Genomic DNA, 20337 nt, shown 5'->3' on the forward strand with positions numbered 1-20337 from the left:
AGACTGTGTCTTTGGGAACTCATCAACAAACAGCACTTCTCGCGGACGAAACGGCTTGCCGTGCTCCCGGCCGACCATCGCCCGAATTTCCTCGCGCAGCTCATCGGTTTCCTTGAATCCGTCCTCAACGACGACATAGAGGACTACTGCCGTCCCCGTCGTGTCATCGGGGACACCGACGGCCGCGGCCTGGTTCACTCCATCGTGTTCCATTGCGGCGCTTTCTACCTCTGCCGGGCCGACCTTTCGGCCGGCGACGTTGAGGGCATCGTCGGCGCGCCCGTGGAGGAACCAGAGACCGTCCTCGTCTTTCTGTGCCCAGTCACCGTGGTCCCACAGCGGCGGGTCCTCGAACGATGACCAGTACTCCTCAAGATAGCGCTCGTCACCGCACCAGAGCGATTTCGTCATCGACGGACAGGAGTCACGAGCCACCAGATACCCACGCTCGTAGTCACCCTTGATGCTGTTACCGTCGTCATCAACAACGTCGATGTCCATGCCGAGGCCAGGACCGCCGAGCGTGCCGGGTTTGAGCGGCTGGATTGGCATCGGCATGAGGAAGCAGCCCATGATTTCGGTGCCCCCGCTGATGTTCACGATGGGCGTCTCGCCGCCGCCGACGTTCTCATAGAACCAGCGCCAAGACTCGGGGTCCCAGGGTTCACCCGTCGAACCGAGCATACGGAGCGAGGAGAGATCGTAGCCATCAACCCACTCATCTCCCTGTTTGCGAAGGGCCCGAATCGCCGTGGGAGAGATACCGAACTGGGTGAGTTTGTGGCGGTCGATCAGCTGCCAGAACCGATCCGGCTGGGGGTGGTCCGGCGCACCTTCGTACATGAAGATGGTTCCGCCGAAGGCGTGGTTGCCGATGAGCGTCCAGGGACCCATCATCCAGCCTATATCCGATACCCAAAAAAAGCGGTCCGAGGGCTTGAGATCGAACCCGAAATGGAGTTCCTTGGCGGCTTGCACCAACGCACCGGCGTGGGTGTGGACGATGCCCTTGGGTTTGCCAGTGGTGCCCGACGAGTACAGAAGCATTGACTCCTGGTCTGACGGAAGCTCCGTGGTGTCGTAATCGTCGTCCTGGGCTTTGACCGCGTCGGTCCAGCGTTCGTCGCGGTTGTCGTTCCACGGGATCTCACCCTCGCTGACGAGCCCGAGTCGATCGAAGACAATAGTATGCTCGACGTGACCGGCCTGCTGGATGGCGTTGTCGGCCGCTCCCTTCAGCATGATTTCCCCGCCCCGGCGCTGAAAGCCGTCACCGGTGAACAGGACGCTACACTCGGAGTCCTCAATGCGTGTCGCAGCGGCGTCGACGCCGAAGCCCGAGAAAATGGGGACTGCGATCGCGCCGACCTTGAAGCAGCCGTAGAGGATGGATATGACCTCGGGGACCATCGGCATGTACAGGCCGACGGTGTCGCCGGTCTCGACACCGCGCGCCTCGAGAGCGTTCGCGACCTGATTGGCCTGACGGTACAGTTCGTGGTAGGTCACCTCACGGATCTCGCCGTCCTCAGCTTCCCAGATACAGGCGACCTTGTTCCGGCGTTCGTTGTCGGAAGCGGCATGTCTGTCAAGGACGTTGTGAGCGATGTTGAGTTCGCCACCAGGGTACCAGTTGGTGAACTGCGGTCCTCTGGTGTTGTTTCGTACCTGATTATAGTCCGCGTAGAACTCTATATCGAGATAGTCGACGAGTTCGTCCCAGAACCACTCGACGCCCGAATCGGGGATGCCGTCGATCTCAGTCGTTGTGCGTTCGATGAGGTCGTCGTAGTCGTCGATGTTGTATGCCCGCATGAACTGCCAGACGTTCGTCGACTCGACGAATTCCTGGCTTGGCTCATGGACAATATCTGTCTCTGTCAATGACTCCTCTTGCTCCGCCATAGTCGCCTATACATGTGCGCGCCTACAAGGTATAATTGCCGGTCATCAGTGCTCGAACGCAGCTGGTAGGACCCACCCGTCAGTCGAAGTAATATTCATCCTGTGATCAATGTACTATGAAGCAGGAATAGATATTCTGTTTGTCCTCGAACACACCCAGCTCGCATTCCTGGAGTCTACTCCAGCCCAGCCTCCTTGTAGATCTCGGCGTGGTTCACGTAGAGTTCTTGCACGCGAGCGAGTTCCTCGAGATGTGCGTCCTCAATCGGTCGTGTCTCTGCGGGAGCGCCGTACGCAAGGTGGCCCTCCGAGATCGTTTGCCCCTCGGTCACCAGACTACCCGCAGCAACGAGGCAGTTTGACTCGACAATGGCATCTCTTTGGATGGTACTGGACATTCCGATGAGCGAATCATCTTCGACAGTCGCGTAGTCAATGATGACGTTGTGCCCGATAGTTACACCGTCACCGATGGTCGCGCCGTGCAACATCGAGAACTCCTGAACATTTGTTTCGCTGCCGACGATGATCGGTCCGCCGTCGCCGCGAAGACAGACAAACGGCCAGAGACTCGATCGTTCGCCTACAGTGACGTCACCCACTGCGTACGCCAGTTCCGAAACAAATGCCGAGTCCGCAATCTCTGGAATTGAACCGAGTACTGATCGTTCCATGCAACACCCGTACAGTGGGGCGTGATTTAGCAGTACCGGACGCTCCGCGTGCGGAGAATCCCGAACAATCATTCGGCCGTGAACTCTCGACATGCTCTGGTGGCTTCGGAAGGCGTACTCGATTCCCGAGAGACGAATAGCAATCAGAGACGGATATTTTCCAGATACGGTCTCGTATGGGCCGTACCATTGATTCGCCATTCAATTCAATCCAGAATCGGATTTCGGATCTGTGGCTCTTGTGAGGGCGCTCTTCGGCAGTCTGGCGAAAGACACTGACAGCGAAACAATCAGTGAGGCCGTGAATCAGGTTCAGCGACCGGAGGAACTCGTAGATACGAGCGTCCCACTCCGAGCCTTGCTTGAAGAGGTCGCGGAACTTCGCCAACCATGGATAGAGCAGGACTAGAGGCACTCTGCTTAGTTGGTATAGTCGCTGTCTTCTGAGACGTATTCCTTGTCGTAGAGCATAGTTCGGTGATCATGCTCTATTGCTTGTTGAGACAATAACTCGTCAGTCAAGACCACTTCCAGCGGCTGGGAGAAGTCATCAACTCCCATGATTACCGGTCCAAATTCTTCGTCGTAATCAGTTCATTCTTCGGCTGAGACGATCTGACGATCGCTACCCTGCTCTCCTGTCCATCACGTTCGGCCGCCTTCTGGCGGCCCGCCGCGGTCAAGGCCTTCCCGCGGCAGATTTCGATCTTTCTATCAGATATACCTGCTGGGTTTCATTGACTTGCGTTGGTCCATCGACTGTTTAAGAGATTCGCGAGCAGAGAATTATATATTGTCCGCATCCGACTGTGGAGGAGGTGTTTGCGGTCGAAGAAAATAAACGCGGTCTGAGCATATTCGGTCGTCGAAAAACAATTCTCTCTACATTGAATTACCGCTAGAACCCTTCTATGAGGGTCTGCTCGAATTCCACCGGGAGTCGAAGGCGAATCGCCGAAAAGGATGCCATACGAGAACGGGCAGAGTGAATTATGAATTCTTCAGGCACACACAGTACCGTTCTTCGGACAATTCCTCCCCGTCGTCTGGTGAGCAAAACCGATCGTCTGGAAGAACTACTCCGCCCCGACCCATATTACAGCAATACTAATGTAAAACAGTCGATGACCGCTTTGTTCAACCCTCCCGAACGGTTTGATCGAGACCTCAATGCTTTATGTACTGAAGTATTCAGAGGCCGGTATGGACGACAAGAACGGACGATCGATCAAGTCTGTTGAACACTCGATACCATCATTGAACACCTACGAGAACGGGGACCGATCGGCGTCTCGTTGATCAAGCGCACGCTCGGCTCTGCCGTACGTATGCGAAGGTGACAGTCCGAGTTTCGAGGCCGATGCCCAAATCTATTGTCTACAATCTTCGGTAAACAGGACGAATCCGTAGAATTGATCACAGTATCAGTGATCCTTCCCACTGACGCAATGAGTGGAAAAAGTCAAGAACCATCTAGCAACCTCACGGTGGAATTACACTAATACATTTGTAATCCGCATGTTGAAAATCGTCCCGTACACTGAACGACCCGACTCAAAACCAGGCGTTATAATGTGACGTTCCGCACTGATTTGGCTACTATTGGTCTCAAATCGAGCAGTATCGGCCGCCATTTCGCATGGTAGAATGCCACTGTATAATCCACCGGGCTCGATGACAGTGGACAGATGTCGTCTCAGCCGTACGCCAGCGTCACCTTGATCTCGCCAGCCTTGTCTCGGAGTCGATCGACAAGTTCGTTCCGAACAGATTTATCCTTGAACCGACTAGCGGGACCAAACAGACCAAGTCCTCCAAGCAGATCATCATCCGGTGTATAGACCGGGACGGCTACGCCACAGAGTCCGCTCATATACTCCTCGTTGTTGATCCCATATCCCTGGTCGCGAATCTGATCGAGTTCCTCGTAGAGGGCATCCGGGTCTGTAATCGTGTTTGCTGTGTGCCGTTCGAGGTCCGTTTCTTCGATGTACCGGTCGATCTCGTCATCGTCCCAATCTGCGAGAATGACCTTCCCCGAAGCCAGCGAATATAACGGTCGACGCTTCCCGATCATCGTATCCGAGAGACTTCCATACCGGTGGAGGTAGACGCCTTCGTACTCCTCCTCCACTAGGAACACGGCCCGCTCGTCGGTCTCCTGACCAAGTTCGAACACTTTGCGTTTCGCAGCCGTGTATCCCGCCTCGCGGTTCCGTGTCTTCTCGCTGATTTCAAGCAGTCCCAGGCCGATGTAATATCCACCATCAGTTTCGATGATGTACCCCATGTCGGTAAGCGTCGCGAGGTGACGATAGACTGTACTCTTCGAGAGGTTCGTTCGTTCGGTGATTTCAGTGATGGAGAGCCCCTCTTCGGTCTTCAGTGCTTCAAGGATCTCGAATGATTTTTTCGTCGTCGAGACACCCACATCGGTTCGGCCGTCCTGTTCTGTAGTCATATCTACCCATTCACCGATATAACAATCAATGTTCCGGAAGGCAAAACGGAGATACCACTGTGCGGAACAAGCGTAATCCAATCTGATCATCGGCACAAGTGTTTCACTATGCGGAACTCGAGGCAGAGTTCCAGGTCAGTCCCTCGAGTAGCGTTTTACCGATTCCAGTGATGAGTACTCTTGGTCACGAAGGCGTAGCTATTCAAGGATCAAAGAAAACGGAATAATCGATTCAGTATCGCTTCGAGCGACGATCCTATTGGTAAGCCTGGAGACCGGTAAGCTCCTCGCCAAGGACGAGCGTGTGGATGTCGTGGGTACCCTCGTAGGTGTAGACGGTTTCCATGTTCGCCATGTGGCGCATCGGAGAGTAGTCGGTCGTAATACCGTTTCCGCCGAGCATTTCGCGGGCGACCTTGGACTGCTCCCGGGCCATCCTGACGTTGTTGCGCTTGGACATCGAAACGTGCTGTGGCTGCATCTCGCCGCGCTCTTTGAGCTCCGCGAGCCGGTAGGCAAGCAGCTGGGCAAGGGTGATCTGAGTTGCCATCTCGGCAAGTTTCTGCTGTTGAAGCTGGAACCGGCCGATCGGGCCACCGAACTGTTCGCGATCGGTCGCGTACTGGCGGGCCTCCTCGAAGCAATCCCGTGCCGCACCGACGGCTCCCCAAGCGATTCCGTAGCGAGCTTGGGTAAGACACGACAGCGGCCCCTTCATGCCCGACACACCCGGTAAGACGTTCTCCTCAGGCACGTGCACGTCATTGAGTCCAATCTCGCCCGTGATCGACGCCCGCAGGGAGAGCTTCTCGGTGATCTTGTTCGTCGAGACGCCATCCCGATCGGTCTCTACGAGGAACCCCCGAACAGGATCGTCCTCGGCAGAGCGATCGCGCGCCCAGACAACGGCGACGTCGGCAATTGGTGAGTTCGTGATCCACGTCTTGGCGCCGTTCAGCACGTAGCCGTCATCGTCGCGTTCGGCGTACGTCGTCATTCCGGAGGGGTTCGAGCCGTGCTCGGGTTCGGTGAGTCCAAAGCAACCGATCGCTTCGCCTCGTCCCATCGCTGGAAGCCATTCCTCTTTCTGCTCCTCACTCCCGTACGCATGGATCGGATACATCACGAGTGCGCCCTGGACCGAGGCCATCGATCGGAGTCCCGAGTCGCCCGCTTCAAGTTCTTGCATTAGCAGGCCATAGGCGGTTTCGGAAACGTTGGGAGAGCCGTACCCCTCGAGGTTCGGCGCGTAAAAGCCGAGTTCACCCATTTCGGTAATGAGTTCCTCCGGGAAGGTCCCGGCTTCAAAGTGGTCGCCAATGTCGGGTTTGACGTGTTCCTCGACGAACTCCCGGGCAGTGTCCCGAATCATTCGCTCTTCCTGGTCGAGATCTGCCTCGAGCTGCACGAAATCCAGCATACCACCTAGTATGCTAAGGGAGCAATAGGCGTTGTGGTCTCCTATCACCGCAGACGACCGTACTCAGCGTTCTACCCTGCGGGAATCCCATCGATTTCTGGCAATTGATCGATCGATTCCGATGGTCGCAATTCACTATGTGAAACGGCGTGACAACTCCCAGCTCGGTGCCTAACTTGTCAACACCGATCCAGGATATTCGAGCACAGACCGATTTCTCGTGGCACAAAAAACGATACGAGTGGCTCGCTGCGAACCAATACCGATACCAAGCGGTACTATTATATATTATCACTATGGATTACCTTACCATGCCGATCAGAGAACATTACAGCCGCCAGACTCGTCGTTCGTTGCTTGCTGGGGCTGGAATCGGGGCCGCTGCAGCGACCGCCGGCTGTCTCGATGATATCCAGGGTAGTCTCGAGGACGATGAACAACACGACATCCGAATGCGTACTTCAGGGTCTGAAACGGCAGCTTACGGCGCTAATGAGGGAATTGCAAGTGTCGTTAACGATAATACCGATGCCGTGTACGTTGAGGCTCAAACGAGTTCGGGGACAGAGGCTAATATCGGCGCGCTCGACGACGAGAGCGCCGAGATGGTGTACATCCAGAACTGGTCTGCCAGGGAGGTCGCCGAGGGCGTCGAGCCGTTTGACGACCTCAGCTTCGAGATGGCCCAGGTGTTTCACTTTTATGACCTGCCGTGGTTCTTCTGTACGCCTGATGAGAACCTCGAGACCCTCTCGGACATCGATGAAGGGACGACAATCTCGCCGACACCGGAGGGATCGGGAACCGCGCCCGCCCTTGAACACGCACTAGAACAGGTTGCGGGATACGATCGTGTTAGCTATGACTTCGGGGAGCAGGGTAACGCGATGAATGAGGGCCAGCTTGACGTTGGCGTCGGTACCTACATGAATTTCCAGATCATCCCGGGCTGGATCCAGGAGATGATGGGGACAGTCGATCTGCACGTCCTCGGTGTCGACGACGAGATGCTCGAGGCATGGGAGGGCGACGACCAGCTGCTGATCGAATCGTTCGACGGCACCGAACTCGAGGGCGCCGCTTCGACGCCCGACGACGTTCACTGCCCGACGTTCGCCTACAATTTCGTCTGTCGGGACGACCTTGATTACGATGCCGTCTACTCGTTCCTTGAGACGATGTACGATAACCGCGAGACGCTCCAGGAGTACAGCGCGTTACTCGAACGGCTTGAGGACGACCAGTTCTGGGTCGAGAATATGTATGATGAGGTCCCGTTCCACGCCGCCGCCGCTGACTTCTACGAGGAGATCGGCGTCTGGTCCGACGAGTTCGAACGAGCGGACGGCGAGTAACTAACGATGGATGCTACCAGTCAGTCCGACAAACACGACAACGCACCTCGGGTGCTAAACGGTGCCGTCTACGCGTTCGGGGCGCTGTTGACGCTATTGACGATCGGCTACGCGACAGTGCTCGCGTTCGGCCTGCCGCGGGTCGGTATCTACCGCCAGTCGGAGTTGTACGTGAACGTCTTCCTCGGGCTCGGGCTGGCGACGTACTACGTCGACTGCGCGCGTACGACGTACCAGAGTAACCCCAACTCGGCGGCGGCCGCCGACGCGGGATCGAAGGGGTTGCGTGGTCGGCTCGGAGCCGTATACGCGCGGATCGATCCCGTAATTGTCATCGGCCTGGCAATCGCATCCCTCGCCTCGACCGCGTACGTTCATGTCAACTTTAATCGACTGTTTGAGGACGCCCACCTCGTCGGCTACACGACCGTCGACATTCTGGTCGGAACCGTCCTCATCGTTCTGGCCATCGACGCCACGCGACGCGCGTTCGGCTGGGTGATCGCGGCTGTCGCCATTGGCTCGGTGTTGTACGCTCACTGGCTGACGATCGGGCTTGTTTTCCTCGCTTCGAACGCAGTGCCCGTCGTCGACGTTCCCGAGGTATTCCGCCACACGGGAATGAGTTGGACCGAAATCGCTCGCGACGGCGCGATCAGTATCAACGGCGTCTACGACTCGACGCTGATGGGGATCGGCTCAACCTGGGTTGCGATCTTTATCATGTTCGCCGGCATCGCAAAGGCGTTCGGGTTGATGGAGTTCGTCCTCGACATCGGTCGCGAGTTTGGCTCTAGTCTCCGGACCGGTGTCGTTCAGGTCGCGGTCATCTCTAGTATGATTATGGGATCGATTACCGGCAGCGCCGCCGCGAACACGGCGACCACGGGGAGTTTCACGATCCCTATGCTCCAAGAACAGGGCATTCGTGACGATTTCGCCGCCTCGATCGAGGCTGTCGCTTCGGCCGGCGGACAGATGCTCCCCCCGGTAATGGGTGTTGCCGCGTTTCTGATGGCAGATCTCTTGGGCGTCAGTTACGTCCAAGTCGTCCAAGCAGGTGTGATTCCGGCCGCGTTGTTTTATTTCTCGGTCTGCGTTGCGGTTCACTTCGCCGTCCTCAAGTTCGGGTGGACGTCGGTCGAACTAACCTCATTCGACTGGCGGCTCCTGCTCAGTGGACTCCACTTTGTGGTCCCCCTGTTCGTGTTGCTGTACACGTTGATCTACCTCCGGTACACACCGCTGTCGGCAGGATTGTATACGATCCTCACGATCGTCGGCGTGATGGTCGTCAAAAACTTCTATGACGCTGGTATCGGACTCAACACCGCGCGATCCACAGGGAAACAGACACTCGACGGCGTCTCCCGTGGCGGTCTCGAGATGGCGCCGCTGGTCGGCGTCCTCGCTGCGATGGGTCTGATTGTCGAACTGCTCGAAGGGACAGGCCTGACCCAGGGAATCGCCACGACGATCATCGGGTTAGGCGGTGGATTGCTCATTGTCGTTCTGGTACTGGCGATGATCACCAGCATCTTGTTCGGCCTAGGGATGCCGACGCCAGCGGCGTACATCCTCGTCGTCGTTCTCGTCGCCCCCGGCGTCATTCAGATGGGGGTTCCTGAACTGACGACTCACATGTTCGTTTTCTACTTTGCGATGCTGTCGGCAATTACACCACCGGTCGCCATCTCGGTAGCCATCGGCTCGCGTATCGCCGGGACAAGCTTCATGAAATCATGCTTACAGGCGCTGCGGATCGGTGCGCCCGGATTCGTTATCCCGTTCGCCTTCGTCGCGAACAACAGCCTCATTTACTGGTCGACGGAGACGATGGTTGCATTCCCTCTCGTCCTTTTAGGGACAGTCGGGCTCATCGTGGCCACCGTTGGCTTTGACGGCGCACACGACCTCAGCTACCCGATCAGAGTCGGCTACGTGGCCGCAGCGTTCGCTGCGATGTTCGGCTCGCTCGGTCACTTCGGCCTTCAACTCGCCGGTGCCGGGCTCGTCGCCGCTGGGCTGGTCTACGCAAACCTGGTCGTCGGCTACAACGCCGAGGCTCGACGGGGAACCGAACCGTCGACGGCCGAGTGAGCGGCCGAGCGAACCCCTCTTCAACACGATTCAGAGTGACAACGCTTTTGTAGTGTTCACAGGACTCATACATATGACGAATCTCGTGACAGCGGTCGCCGACACCGTCGACTCAAACTCGGAGGCACCAGCTATCGCGTTCGATGGCCGGGAGGTGAGCTACGAGACGTTCTGGGAGCGTGCCGGGCAGTTCGCGCGGGCGCTCGACGACCGCGGGATTGGTGAAGGAGACCGCGTCGGGATCTACCTACCGAACCTTCCCCAGTTCGTGACGGCCTTTTATGGTACGCTGCGGGCCGGCGCCATCGTCGTCCCGATGAACCCTCAATACAAAGCCCGAGAAATCAGTCACCTACTCGGCGACAGTGGGGCGAAAGCGGTTGTCTCGCTTGCCGAGAAGGTTTCCGAGGTCGTCGACGTCATCGACGACACCGACGTCGAGCACGTGATCTCGGTCGGCGATGGCGCTGGCTCGGACAAGCCTGTCGACTTCGAGGTCTTTCTCGCCGACGAGACACTCGATATCGTTGATCGTGCCAACGATGACATCGCCGTCCAGCCCTACACATCGGGAACCACTGGAACGCCGAAGGGTGTCCTGTTGACACATCATAACATCGCGTGGACAACGCGGGCGAACGCGGACGTTCCACCGGGTGGCTTTCAGGCCTCGGATCGGCTCATCGGCACCCTGCCTCTGTTCCATATCTACGGTATGTCCGTCGTCATGAACGGCGCGATGTATAGCGGCGGCACCTACTACCCGGTTTCCTCCTGGGATGCCCCAGCAGTAATGGACCAACTCGAGAACGACGAAATCACCATTATGTTCGGTGTACCAGCGATGTTCAACGACATGATCAACCAGCCGGACGCCGCCGAGTACGAGTTTGAGGCGCTGCGGTTCGTCAACTCCGGCGGTGCGAGCCTCCCGACCGAGGTGCTCGAACGGTTCGAGTCACTGTATGATATCCAGCTCAACGAGGGTTACGGGTTAACCGAGACTAGTCCTGTCACTCACGCCAACACGTCCGATGCCCGTCGGAAGGGCAGTATCGGTCGACCGCTGGAGGGCGTACGGGCGAAGGTCGTCAACGAGGAGTTCGAAGAGGTGCCCCGTGTCAACGAAGGGCCCGTCGACGAGGAGGAGGCAGCGCTCCAAGAAATCACTGGAGAACTCGTCGTAGCCGGGCCGAACGTGATGAAAGGGTACTACGGCTTGCCGGAGGCCAACGAGGAGGTATTCACCGAGGTGGAGGGAACCCGCTGGTTCCATACGGGCGATATCTGCTACTGGGACGAGGACGATTTCTTTTTTGTCGTCGACCGCGAGAAGCACATGATCGTCACAGGCGGCTATAACGTTTACCCGCGCGAAGTTGAGGAACTCCTGTTCGAACACGAGGCTGTCGCCGACACCGCCGTTGTCGGCGTCCCCGATGAGCGGCGAGGTGAGACTGTCAAGGCGCTCGTGGTCCCGACGTCGGACGCTGAAGCAACACCTGAGGAAATCAAGCAGTACTGTCTCCGGAACATGGCGGAGTACAAACACCCACGCGAGGTAGAGTTCGTCGAGGAGCTCCCACGAACAACGACCGGTAAGGTCCAGAAGTTCAAAATTCAGGATTAAGCGCGAACCGAACGGAGCTAAGCCGTTCTCGGCCACTGGGCCCTCACGCCGATCGAATAGCGACGCTTTTGTTTACAATTTTAACAAAATAGTAGATATTCCTTCCACTGTTTGTCAGAACCGAAGTTGTTTTGTAACCGGGTAACGTTATAGAGGTATGGCATTCGCCCTGTCCGACGAGCACCGGGCAATCCGTGACGCCGTTCGCGAGTTCGGCGAGAACGAAATAAAGCCGGTGGCGGAGGAGTATGACCGAGAAGGAAAGTATCCCGAAGAGATCCGCAAGGAGGCGGCGAAATACGATTTCGTTGCGCCAGGAATACCCTTGGAATACGACGGAGCCGGGATGGATAAGATTTCCTCGACTATCGTTACTGAGGAACTGTGGCGCGCCGACCCCGGCATCGGCTCCGCCGTCGGCTCCGCCGGCTTCGGAACGAACATGATCATGGAGTTCGGCGACGAGTGGATGAAAGAGGAGTGGTTACCGAAGATCGCTAACGGCGAGACCGCCTCTTGTTCGATGATCTCCGAGCCCGCACACGGTTCGAACGTCGCGGGCATCGAAACGATCGCCGAGAAGGAGGGTAACGGTTACGTCCTAAACGGCAACAAGATGTGGATCACGAACGGGACGGTTGCCGACGTCGGCGTTTTAATGGCCAAGACCAGTCCGGACGAGGGTCATCGTGGTATTACCGCTTTCCTCGTCGAGATGGACACCGACGGTATCTCAACCGAAAAGATCGATAACAAGCTTGGGATCCGTGCGTCAGACCTTGCGGAGGTCGTCGTGGACGACGTTCGCGTCCCCGAGGAAAACGTCATTGGCGAGGTCGACAAGGGGTTCTATCAGCTTATGGAGTTCTTTGCCTCCGGCCGAACGAGTGTCGCCTCGCAGGCGGTCGGTGCCGCACAGGGTGCACTCGACGCCGCGATCGACTACGCTGGCGAGCGCGAGCAGTTCGGCCAGAAGATCAAGGAGTTCCAGGCCATCGAGCACAAACTCGCCGAGATGGCGACCCGCGTCGAAGCGGCCCGCTCGCTGACCTACCGTGCCGCGACCGAAGTCGAGCAGAACAACCAGGACGTTGCCGCGCAGTTCTCGAGTATGGCGAAGCTTTTCGCCAGCGAAATCGCGGTCGAGGTCGCAGACGAGGGCATTCAGGTTCACGGCGGCTCGGGCTACGTCACGGACTACCCAGCCGAGCGCTACTACCGTGACGCCCGCATCACGAAGATCTACGAGGGGACCTCGGAAATCCAGAAGAATATCATCGCGGATCAACTGCTGTAAGCAGCGGTTCGGTCGTTTTTTGTTCGTGTCCTCCACTCAGGGACTGGGTACGCGGAACTCCACCGCAGCACCCTGCCCGTAACCGACGCACATCGTCGATAGGCCGAGGCCGCCGCCGCGTTTCCGAAGTTCGTGGATCAACGTGACGGGGAGGCGAGCGCCCGACGCACCGAGCGGATGCCCCAGCGCGATTGCACCGCCGTTGACGTTGAACACGTCGTCGTCAAAACCGAGTTCGTCCCGACAGTACAGCGTCTGACTGGCAAAGGCCTCGTTGAGTTCGACGAGGTCGTAGTCGGTTGCGGAGCGGCCGTTTCGGTTCCACATACCCTGTACGGCTGGAACGGGTCCGATCCCCATCACTTCGGGGTCGACGCCGGCAACTTCGTGGTCGCCGACTTCGGCCATGATCTCGAGTCCTCGTTCTTCGGCAAAGGCCTTGCTCGTGAGCATGACGGCCGCCGCCCCGTCGGAAATCTGAGAGGCGTTGGCAGCGGTGACAGTTCCATCTTCTTCAAAAGCCGGTGGCAGCCCCGAAATCTTCTCCTGGGTCGTGCCAGGACGGAGACCCTCGTCTTCCTCGACGACCTTCTCGTCAGTTTCGATGGGAACGATTTCGTCGTCGAAGCGGCCCTCATCGCTGGCCTCACAGGCGCGCTGCTGGCTGCGTGCACCGTAGGCGTCCTGTTCCTCTCGGCTGATGTCGTACCGCCGAGCAACCGTCTCGGCTGTCTGGCCCATCTGGAGGTCCGCGGCGTTGTACTGCTCCGCAATGGCGTCGTAGGACCCAATTCCCTTCTGGCGTTCAGTTCGGCTCATGTTCTCGACGCCACCCGCGACGATGACCGTCCGCTGCCCTGCACGGATGGAGTCGCTGGCGCTCATGATCGCCTCGGCAGAGGAAGCACAGAGCCGATCGATGGTAGTCCCAGGTACGTCCTCGCCGAGTTCGGAGCAGAGTGCGATCACGCGAGCGATGTTGTTGCTCTGTTCGTCAACCTGCATCGCACAGCCCCACCGAACGTCATCTACGTCATCACTCGTCAAGCCGGTGCGCTCAAGCATCGTGTCGACTAGCGGTACGGAAAGTTCTGCGCTGCCGGTTTCAGCGAAGGCGCCGTCGTGTTTTCCTTGTGGCGTTCGAACGGCTTGGACAACTACTGGCTGGATATCACTCATCGGTTGTCACGATGTTTCAGGGGGAGGGGTAAAGTCGCTCCGTTCTCGGCAGGCGTCACGTTGCCCTATATCTCGCCTCGTCCCGTTCCGCCGACCGTACTGGTCACCACCAGCACGTAGAGTGCGCGAACAGGAACGCTTTTCATCGGTTCGCTTGTGGGTTTCGACCATGCAAGTCACGGTACTCGGAGCCGGCAGTATGGGTCACGGAATCGCACAGGTATCTGCGATGGCGGGCTACGATGTTGTCCTTCGAGACATCGAAGAAGAACTCGTCGAAGACGGACTCGAGGGCATCCGACAGAATCTCCGTGGGGGTGTCGACCGGGACAAAGTCAGTGAAGACGAGATGGAAGCAACGCTCGAGCGCATCGAAGGCATGACCGACCTCACCGCTGCTGTCGACAACGCCGAACTCGTCATCGAGGCCGTCCCAGAGGACATGGATTTGAAGAAGGATGTACTCTCAGAAGTGGAGAGAAAAACAGACAAAGAGACGGTGATCGGCTCGAATACCTCCTCGCTCTCCGTCACGGAGATGGCGAGCACGCTCGAGTCGCCCGAACGAGTTATCGGCCTGCATTTCTTCAACCCGCCGCACCTGATGGACTTAGTCGAGATCGTAATTGCCGAGCAGACGAACGATCAAACCGAGAGGATTGCGACCGACTACGTCCGTGAGATCGGAAAAGAAGACGTCGTCGTCCGCGATAGCGCCGGTTTCGCGACTTCACGACTCGGCCTCGTGACGGGACTTGAGGCGATCCGAATGGTCGAGGAAGGCGTCGCTAGCCCAAACGACATCGACGAGGCGATGAAGATCGGCTACGGTTATCCGATGGGTCCGATCGAACTCGGGGACCACGTCGGACTCGACGTCCGCCTACACATCGCGGAGCATCTCCGCGAAGAGCTCGGCGAGCGGTTTAGGCCGCCTCAGGCACTACGCCGGAAGGTCCGTGCGGGCAAACTCGGCAAGAAGTCGGGTGAGGGATTCTACGTCTGGGAGGACGGCGAGCGCGTCGGAACGAGCGGCGACTGGGGTGAGGAGGAATGAGCGAGACCGGACTGGCTGCGCTCGGCGACGAACTCGAACTGGTTTCCGTCTCGGTTGGCGACCATGCTGAAAGTGTCGCAACGATTGCGATCGAGCGCCCCGACGCGCGCAACGCGCTCAACGGACAGGTTCGGAGCGAACTGAAGGAGGCCGTTGCCGCCGCGGACGACGACGACGGGGTCCGGGTACTCGTTCTCACCGGCAGCGAGGGCTCGGGCGCGTTCGTCGCTGGCGCGGACGTGACCGAGTTTAAGGATCGCGGATTAGTCGAGCAGCGCGAGGCCAGCGAGCACCCACGGGTCTACGAAACCGTCGACGACGCCTCGATTCCGATCATCGCCCGAATCAACGGTCACGCGCTCGGCGGCGGCTGTGAACTCGCACAGGCCTGCGACGTTCGCATCGCGGCTGCAGGAGCGAAGCTCGGTCAGCCCGAAATCAATCTCGGACTCATTCCAGGTGGCGGTGGCACACAACGGTTGACCCGCCTCGTCGGTGAGGGACAGGCAATGCGACTCGTCCTCTCCGGCGAACTCATTGACGCCACGGAAGCCGAAGAGATTGGCCTCGTCGATCAGGTATGCGACGAAGGCAACCTCGATGACACCGTCTACGAACTTTCAGCGTCGATGGCAGAGAAAAGCCCTCTCGCGCTCGAGTTCGCCAAGAAGGCCATCAAGGCGGGCTCGCGCATGGGAATCGAGGAGGGCCTTGAGTACGAGTCAGAGCTATTCGTCCAACTCTTCGCGACCGAGGACAAGGATGAGGGAATCGAGGCGTTCCTCGAGGGGCGTGAGCCGGAGTTCGATGGGAAGTAAGAGCCCGATATTCATTTGGAGATGCCTTCACCGCTCTCTCGGATCGTCCTCCTAACGCACGCACTCAACAGGTCCGATACATCGAAACAATTCGGCTATTCAGTGGTGTTGAGATGGTTCGACGGAGACATCTTCGGAAAGCGGATTCCGAAAGGCTGCTACTGAACAAGAACTAAGTCGCGGCCCCTCGCCTAATTGAACATGAACGTCCTCGCGCAGACGGAGGTGACGAGGGAGACCTACTGGGGGCTCAGCAGCACGGAGTACGCGCTGTTCTATCTCCTGGCGACCGTCACGATCCTCGTCTTCCTCTACGGGGTGTACAGCCGGTTTACGCGGTACACGGCCGGTGACGACGACCCGTTCGCCCGCCTCGACAACCTCGCAAGCCGGATCGTCTCGAGTACGAAGATCGTGCTCTCGAACGAGAAGCAGTTCGACAGGGACCTCTACGGCGGACTGATGCATGCCTTCATCATGTGGGGTTTTCTGACCCTACTGATCGCGACCACGATCCTCTTCATCGACGGCTACTTCTGGGAACCGTTCCAGGGCTCGTTCTGGGTCGGCGACTTCTACCTCGCCTACCAGTTCATCGTCGACGCGATGGGGCTGCTGTTCGTCGTCGGGATCGGGATGGCGATGTATCGGCGCTACTGGGTCCGCAACGAGCGCCTCTGGGACCGCCACACGTCGAGCGAGGACGACATCTTCATCTGGACGCTGTTCGCGCTGGGCGTCGGCGGCTTCCTCCTCGAGGGACTGCGCATCTACGCGACGGGGATGCCCGATCACGAGATCGTCAGCTTCGTCGGCTGGGGGCTCGCCCTGCTGTTCCAGACGATCGGCCTCCCCGTCGTCGAAGGGACTGCCACGGATCCGAACTACACTGCACTCGGCGTCCTCGGCTTCAACGCCGAGACCTTCCACTGGCTGGCCTGGTGGTCTCACTCGCTGATCGCCTTTTTCTTCATCGCGTGGATCCCCTACGCCAAGCCGTTCCACATGCTCTCCTCGTTCGCCAACGTCGTCACCCGCGACGAGAACGCCGGCAAGCGCCTGCCGAACGTTCCCGCCGATCTGGACGCCACGAACGCCGAGTCCATCGAGGATTTCACCTGGAAGGAGATGCTCGACCAGGACGCCTGCACCAAGTGCGGGCGCTGTTCGTCCGTCTGTCCCGCCAAGGCCTCGGGCCGACCGCTCGATCCGCGCAACGTCATCCTCGATCTCAAAAAGTACCGCGAACACCGCGCCGAGGGCGGCGAACAGCAGCCGATCATCGCCGACGGCGGCACCAGCGTGATCGACACCGAGACGATGGAGTCCTGCATGGCCTGTATGGCCTGCATGGACGCCTGCCCGGTCGAGATCGAACATCTTCAGTCCTTTACCCGCCTCAACCGCCAGATGACCGATCAGGGCGACGTCGACCCGGGGATGCAGGACGTCTTCCAGAACGTCATGCAGAACGGCAACACCTTCGGCGACAGCCAGCGCTCTCGTGGAGAGTGGGCCGACGACCTCGAGTTCGACGTCGCCGACGCCCGCGAGCAGGAGGTCGACTACCTCTGGTACGTCGGCGACTACCCCAGCTACGACGACCGTAACAAGAAGGTCGCCCGCTCGCTGGCGACCATTCTGCAAGAGGCCGACGTCAGCTTCGGCATCCTCTTCGACGACGAAAAGTACGACGGCAACGACATCCGCCGCGTCGGCGAGGAGTTCCTCTACGTCGAACTCGCCGGCCACCACGTCGAAACCTGGGACGACTGCGAGTTCGACAAAATCGTCTGTACCGACCCCCACTCGTACAACACCTTCAAGAACGAGTATCCGGAGGTCGACTTCGAGGAGTTCGCCGACGACCCGATGATGCCCTTTGACTACGAACAACGGTGGAACAAAGACGGCGAGATCGACGTCTACCACTGGACCCAGGCCGTCGAGGAACTCGTCGACGAGCGCCGACTCGAGCTATCTGGTACCGAACTCGACTACACCGTCACCTACCACGATCCCTGTCACTTGGGCCGGTACAACGACGAGTACGAGGCCCCCCGCGAGATCATCAAAGCCACCGGCTGCGAACTCGACGAGATGCCCCGCAACCGCGCCGATTCCTTTTGCTGTGGTGGCGGCGGCGGCGGCCTCTGGATGGAGTTCGACGAGGAACCAAAGCCCAGCGAGGAACGGCTTCGGGAGGCCTTAGAGGACACCGACGCCGGCTCGAGCATCGAGAAGTTCGTCGTCGCCTGCCCGATGTGCATGACGATGTACGAGGACGGCCGCAAGACCGGCGGCTTCGAGGACGATATCGAGGTCGTCGACGTCGCCGAACTGCTCGTCGAGGCGATCGACGCTCAGGAGAAGGCGGGCCTCAAGATTGCGGCAGCCGACTAACGGTAAATCAATCAGTTGAGCCGGGCGGTACTCGAGCATCGATACTGTATATACACTTCGCTAAAGTTGCTGGATAGACTCGCTCAACTGGGGCGACACGTGCCGAAGCACCTACATTTATTCTCACTATCTTCACAGTCTAACCAACGAATGAAGATTCTAGTCACGGTCAAGGAAGTCTCGACTGTCGAAGACGAGTTCGAGATCGAAGGCACGACCATCGCCGACCAGTATCTTGGCGCCGATCTCAACGAGTGGGACGATTACGCCATCGAGGAGGCCGTCCAGCTCCAGGAAGCGGGCATCGCCGACGAAGTCGTCACCGTGACGATCGGCCCCGAGGAGTGCGAGCAGACGATCCGCCAGGCGCTCGCGAAGGGCGCCGACCGTGCGATTCGCGTCTGGGACGACGCCCTCGAGGACGTCGACCTGCTCGACGTCGGCGCCAAGACCGCGATCCTGCGGACGGTCGTCGAGGCCGAGGAGCCCGACCTCGTGCTGACGGGCGTCCAGTCCGGCGACGACAACTGGGGCGGCACCGGCGTCTCCCTGGCCGAGGAGCTCGGCTTCGAGTGGGGCGCCGTCGTCAACCACCTCGAGCACGACCTCGAGGACGGCACCGCCTCGGTCCGGCGAGAGCTCGAGGGCGGGGTCGAGGAGCTGACCGAGATCGAACTCCCGGCGGCGCTGACGATCCAGACGGGGATCAACGAGCCCCGGTACGCCAGCCTGCGGGGCATCCGACAGGCCCAGCGGAAGGAACTCGACGTCCACACGCTCGGCGACCTCGGCGTCGACGAGGGTGCGGTCGAGGGCGCAGTAACGGTCACGGACATGTACGAACCCGAAAGCGAGACCGACGCGACGGTCTGGGAGGGCAGCCCCGAGGAGACCGCCTCGGAGCTCGGTGAACTGCTCCGCGAGAAGGGGGTGGCACCATGACGGATATTCTGGCGGTAACCGACCACCGCCGGGGCGAACTGCGCGATGTCAGCTACGAGACGATCACTGCGGGTCGCCAGCTGGCCGACGAGACCGGCGGCGACCTCCACGTCGCCGTCGTCAGCGGCCCCGTCGGGGACTTCGCCGAGAAACTCAACCGGGAGGGCGTCGACGTCGTCCACACCGTCGAGTACGGCGAGGAGTTCAATCACGACGTCTACACGCAGGTCGTCACCCAGCTCTACGACGAGCTCGCACCCCAGTACGTGCTGGCACCAAACAGCGTCAACGGCCTCGGCTACGCCCCCGCCGTCGCCAACGCGCTCGATCTCCCGCTCGTCACCGACACCGTCGGCCTCGAGACCGACGGCGAGACGCTGACCGCAACCCGCGAGATGTACGGCGGCAAAGTCGAGACGGCCAACGAGCTGACGGGCAACGCCGTCGTCACCATCCGCGGCGCCGAGTGGGCCGGCGCGGACGGCACCGGTGACGCCGAGATCCGGGAGTTCCACGCCGAGATCGACGAGGACGCGATCCGCTCGAGCGTCACGGGCTTCGAGGAGGTCGGCGGCGGCGACGTCGACATCAGCGAGGCCGACGTCCTCGTCTCCGTCGGCCGTGGGATCGAAGAGGAGGAAAACCTCGAGCTCATCGAGGAGCTGGCCGACGCCCTCGACGCGACGGTCTCCTCGTCCCGACCGATCGTCGACAACGGCTGGCTCCCCAAGAACCGCCAGGTCGGCCAGTCGGGTAAGGTCGTCACGCCCGACGTCTACATCGCGATCGGCATCTCCGGGGCCGTCCAGCACGTCGCCGGCATGAAAGGGTCCGAGACGATCGTTGCGATCAACACCGATCCCAACGCCCCGATCATGGACATCGCCGACTACGCCATCCACGACGACCTCTTCGACGTCGTTCCCGCGCTCACCGAAGAGTTCCAGTAAATCAACTATTCATATTTAGTATAGACGGTCTCGATGAGTTCATTGATCGATGTGTCAAATAAGCACCATCCAATCTTCCGGCGACAAAAGCTGTTGCTCCCCACTTTTTATCGGTTCTGGAAGAAGATTAACGAGTGATATCTCAG

At 59.2% G+C, this 20337-nt stretch carries 14 protein-coding genes and 1 pseudogene; 9 read left to right on the forward strand and 6 right to left on the reverse strand.

The annotated features are described in order from the left end of the window. From QA609_RS16925 to QA609_RS16945, 5 genes and pseudogenes are all read right to left on the reverse strand, one after another. Positions 1–1905, reverse strand: a 1905-nt coding sequence (locus tag QA609_RS16925; protein ID WP_278303790.1) for an AMP-binding protein, incomplete at its 3' end; no start/stop codon positions are given. Positions 1906–2081: 176 nt separating this feature from the next. Then, positions 2082–2579: a gamma carbonic anhydrase family protein gene (locus QA609_RS16930; protein WP_278303791.1), complete on the reverse strand. Its 498-nt coding sequence runs from the start codon at positions 2577–2579 to the stop codon at positions 2082–2084. Positions 2580–2844: 265 nt separating this feature from the next. Beyond that, positions 2845–3354: pseudogene (locus QA609_RS16935) on the reverse strand (IS1595 family transposase); the annotation flags it as partial. 921 nt (positions 3355–4275) lie between these two features. After that, positions 4276–5040, reverse strand: a complete 765-nt coding sequence (locus tag QA609_RS16940; RefSeq protein WP_278303792.1) for an IclR family transcriptional regulator — start codon at positions 5038–5040, stop codon at positions 4276–4278. Between the two features lie 256 nt (positions 5041–5296). Beyond that, positions 5297–6460, reverse strand: coding sequence for an acyl-CoA dehydrogenase family protein (locus QA609_RS16945; protein WP_278303793.1), 1164 nt, complete (start codon positions 6458–6460; stop codon positions 5297–5299). A gap of 176 nt (positions 6461–6636) precedes the next feature. Here QA609_RS16945 and QA609_RS16950 point away from each other — a divergent pair, with 176 nt between their 5' ends. The 4 genes from QA609_RS16950 (at position 6637) to QA609_RS16965 (ending at position 12842) form a co-directional block, all read left to right on the forward strand. Continuing rightward, positions 6637–7815, forward strand: a complete 1179-nt coding sequence (locus QA609_RS16950) for a TAXI family TRAP transporter solute-binding subunit (protein ID WP_278303794.1) — start codon at positions 6637–6639, stop codon at positions 7813–7815. Positions 7816–7821: 6 nt separating this feature from the next. Continuing rightward, positions 7822–9915 (forward strand): TRAP transporter fused permease subunit, encoded by a 2094-nt coding sequence (locus QA609_RS16955; RefSeq protein WP_278303795.1) that lies wholly within the window; start codon positions 7822–7824, stop codon positions 9913–9915. Between the two features lie 73 nt (positions 9916–9988). Next, positions 9989–11545, forward strand: coding sequence for a long-chain fatty acid--CoA ligase (locus QA609_RS16960; RefSeq protein ID WP_278303796.1), 1557 nt, complete (start codon positions 9989–9991; stop codon positions 11543–11545). Between the two features lie 157 nt (positions 11546–11702). Continuing rightward, on the forward strand, positions 11703–12842 hold the full coding sequence (locus QA609_RS16965) for an acyl-CoA dehydrogenase family protein (protein WP_278303797.1): 1140 nt from the start codon (positions 11703–11705) through the stop codon (positions 12840–12842). A gap of 36 nt (positions 12843–12878) precedes the next feature. Here the strand turns inward: QA609_RS16965 and QA609_RS16970 are convergent, their stop codons facing one another. After that, positions 12879–14021: a thiolase family protein gene (locus tag QA609_RS16970; RefSeq protein WP_278303798.1), complete on the reverse strand. Its 1143-nt coding sequence runs from the start codon at positions 14019–14021 to the stop codon at positions 12879–12881. Positions 14022–14190: 169 nt separating this feature from the next. Between QA609_RS16970 and QA609_RS16975 the strand changes: the two genes are divergently transcribed. The 5 genes from QA609_RS16975 to QA609_RS16995 all read left to right on the forward strand — a co-directional run bounded on the left by QA609_RS16975 (position 14191) and on the right by QA609_RS16995 (position 20191). Then, a complete protein-coding gene (locus QA609_RS16975) occupies positions 14191–15078 on the forward strand; it encodes a 3-hydroxyacyl-CoA dehydrogenase family protein (RefSeq protein ID WP_278303799.1) in 888 nt (295 codons plus the stop codon). Further along, positions 15075–15896, forward strand: coding sequence for an enoyl-CoA hydratase-related protein (locus tag QA609_RS16980; protein ID WP_278303800.1), 822 nt, complete (start codon positions 15075–15077; stop codon positions 15894–15896). The genes QA609_RS16975 and QA609_RS16980 overlap by 4 nt, the downstream gene beginning before the upstream one ends. 201 nt (positions 15897–16097) lie before the next feature. Further along, positions 16098–18299: a (Fe-S)-binding protein gene (locus tag QA609_RS16985; protein ID WP_278303801.1), complete on the forward strand. Its 2202-nt coding sequence runs from the start codon at positions 16098–16100 to the stop codon at positions 18297–18299. Between the two features lie 150 nt (positions 18300–18449). Beyond that, the gene (locus QA609_RS16990; protein WP_278303802.1) at positions 18450–19241 is read left to right on the forward strand and encodes an electron transfer flavoprotein subunit beta/FixA family protein; all 792 of its coding nucleotides are present in this window, start codon (positions 18450–18452) and stop codon (positions 19239–19241) included. Further along, positions 19238–20191 carry an electron transfer flavoprotein subunit alpha/FixB family protein gene (locus QA609_RS16995; RefSeq protein WP_278303803.1) on the forward strand — a complete coding sequence of 318 codons (954 nt, stop codon included), beginning with the start codon at positions 19238–19240 and terminating at the stop codon, positions 20189–20191. The genes QA609_RS16990 and QA609_RS16995 overlap by 4 nt, the downstream gene beginning before the upstream one ends. Positions 20192–20337 lie beyond the last annotated feature (146 nt).

The sequence above is a fragment of the Natronococcus sp. A-GB7 genome, from assembly GCF_029688865.1.
GTDB lineage: Archaea > Halobacteriota > Halobacteria > Halobacteriales > Natrialbaceae > Natronococcus.

Bases quoted from the DNA above. Each gene is read 5' to 3' on its own strand.
- QA609_RS16960 (WP_278303796.1), top strand. From the start codon at position 9,989: ATGACGAATCTCGTGACAGCGGTCGCCGACACCGTCGACTCAAACTCG.
- QA609_RS16995 (WP_278303803.1), top strand. From the start codon at position 19,238: ATGACGGATATTCTGGCGGTAACCGACCACCGCCGGGGCGAACTGCGC.
- QA609_RS16955 (WP_278303795.1), top strand. From the start codon at position 7,822: ATGGATGCTACCAGTCAGTCCGACAAACACGACAACGCACCTCGGGTG.
- QA609_RS16990 (WP_278303802.1), top strand. From the start codon at position 18,450: ATGAAGATTCTAGTCACGGTCAAGGAAGTCTCGACTGTCGAAGACGAG.
- QA609_RS16940 (WP_278303792.1), bottom strand. From the start codon at position 5,040: ATGACTACAGAACAGGACGGCCGAACCGATGTGGGTGTCTCGACGACG.
- QA609_RS16985 (WP_278303801.1), top strand. From the start codon at position 16,098: ATGAACGTCCTCGCGCAGACGGAGGTGACGAGGGAGACCTACTGGGGG.
- QA609_RS16965 (WP_278303797.1), top strand. From the start codon at position 11,703: ATGGCATTCGCCCTGTCCGACGAGCACCGGGCAATCCGTGACGCCGTT.
- QA609_RS16930 (WP_278303791.1), bottom strand. From the start codon at position 2,579: ATGGAACGATCAGTACTCGGTTCAATTCCAGAGATTGCGGACTCGGCA.
- QA609_RS16970 (WP_278303798.1), bottom strand. From the start codon at position 14,021: ATGAGTGATATCCAGCCAGTAGTTGTCCAAGCCGTTCGAACGCCACAA.
- QA609_RS16945 (WP_278303793.1), bottom strand. From the start codon at position 6,460: ATGCTGGATTTCGTGCAGCTCGAGGCAGATCTCGACCAGGAAGAGCGA.
- QA609_RS16975 (WP_278303799.1), top strand. From the start codon at position 14,191: ATGCAAGTCACGGTACTCGGAGCCGGCAGTATGGGTCACGGAATCGCA.
- QA609_RS16980 (WP_278303800.1), top strand. From the start codon at position 15,075: ATGAGCGAGACCGGACTGGCTGCGCTCGGCGACGAACTCGAACTGGTT.